Source organism: Streptomyces sp. YS-3, assembly GCF_045257485.1.
Taxonomy (GTDB): domain Bacteria; phylum Actinomycetota; class Actinomycetes; order Streptomycetales; family Streptomycetaceae; genus Streptomyces.
The window spans coordinates 1-1557 of sequence record NZ_JBJHPC010000963.1 but is presented as its reverse complement, the minus strand read 5'-3'; the positions used below and the strand labels follow the sequence as shown (position 1 = coordinate 1557).

Annotated in this window: 1 protein-coding gene; it reads right to left on the bottom strand. The window is 75.0% G+C overall.

What is annotated here, in order from left to right; genetic code table 11:
• Window positions 1-148: 148 nt before the first annotated feature.
• Entirely contained in the window at window positions 149-1234 is a 1086-nt protein-coding gene (locus ACJA3G_RS36725) for a Dyp-type peroxidase (protein WP_406557350.1), read from the bottom strand.
• Window positions 1235-1557: the final 323 nt, after the last annotated feature.

The window sequence follows — 1557 nt, the reverse complement described above, 5'->3', positions numbered from 1 at the left end:
GTCCGTGATCGTGGTCAGGGCCGCCACCCTGCGGACGGCGGCCCTGACCACGATCACGGACCTGTTCGGCACGGTGGTGCCCACGGTCGAGGCACTTCCCGCCTGACCCGGCCGGGCGGGGAAAGACGGCACGCGCGCCCCCGCCCGCCTACAGCACACCGCTCCCCAACGCCCCTTCCGGTCCCGCCGCCGGAGGGACGAAGAACACCGCGGAGCCGTAGTGCTCGATGAACGGGCCCAGCGCGTCATGGCCCGCGAGACGGCGCTGGACGCGGGTGAAGAGGCCGGGGTCCCTCATGTACGCGAGGAACAGCAGGCCCTGGTCGTCGGGGGTGTTGTCGTAGGAGTAGCCGCGGCGCAGTATCCGGGCGCCGCCGTCGAACCGGGGCTGGGCGACCCGGACGTGGGCGTCGGCGGGGAGCAGGTAACCGCCCTGCGGAGTCTTGGCGAGGAGGTCGGGCTCGGCGTGTTCGGGGCCGCCCTGGAGGGGGCCGCCGTGTGGTTTGCGGCGGCCCATGACGCGCTCCTGGCGTTCGACGGGCAGCGAGCCGAACTCGGCCGTCGCGAGACGGATCCGGCGCACCACCAGATAGGTGGCGTTGTGGTGCGGGCCGGGCCCGAGCCACACCCACCGTTCGGCCTGCTTCGGGGTCGGATTGGCGGTGCCGTCCTTGAAGCCCAGCAGATTGCGCGGGGTCTCCCCGGGTGGCGCGGCGGGCAGGAAGCCCGCCTGGCGCCAGCGCGGACGCAGTACGCCCGGCACGGTCTGCTCCAGCCGCCGCGCCAGGTCGGTGCAGGCAGTGGGGGTGGCCGCGCAGATCTGCAGGAACACCTGGCCGCCCCCGGCCTCGGGGCGCAGCCGGTCACCCGCGAAGGCGGGGAGGTCGCGGAGCGCCTCCGGCGCCCGCACCCCGAGGCGGGGGAAGAGGGCGGGCCCCAGTCCGACCGTCACGGTCGGGCCGTCGCGTGCGGTGAGTACGGGCGTCCAGGCGGCGAACATCCGGAGCACGGCCTCCCGGCCCGCCGGGCCGTGGGTACGGTGGCTCAGGTCGTACGACAGCAGCAGCGCCCGGGGCGGCTGTCGGTCCGTCACACCTGGCTGACGGCCGGGGCCGGACGACGAGGTGGGCGCGGGGGTACGGGAGCGCAGACAGGCGGCCAGGGCAGTGGCCGTACCGAGGGCGGCCAGTCCGCCGACCAGTCCACGCCGGGCCGGTCCGCCTCCATGCGGCACCCGTGCCGTGTCGTCGCCCGCGCGACCGGCACGGTCAGGCTCGCTCTTTATTCCGTCCCCCTTTCCCGCCCTCACCGGGGCAAGTAGTTATATAAGGGGCGTAGTTCGCATACGCGGCGTTCCGCACGATACACCTGGCGCCGTGCTACCTGTCGTTTCTCGTCTCCCTGGCCGGTTGCCGCAGGCGTCCTCCGCGCCCGTGCGGGCGGCCGTGGGCCTGCCCGAGGGGTCCGGTGCCGCGCGGGGCCGAGGTGGCGCAGCGCCCGGCGGACCGTGGGTCCCGTCATCGGGTCGGCACACCGCCGGCCGGGGGCGTGGGGCGG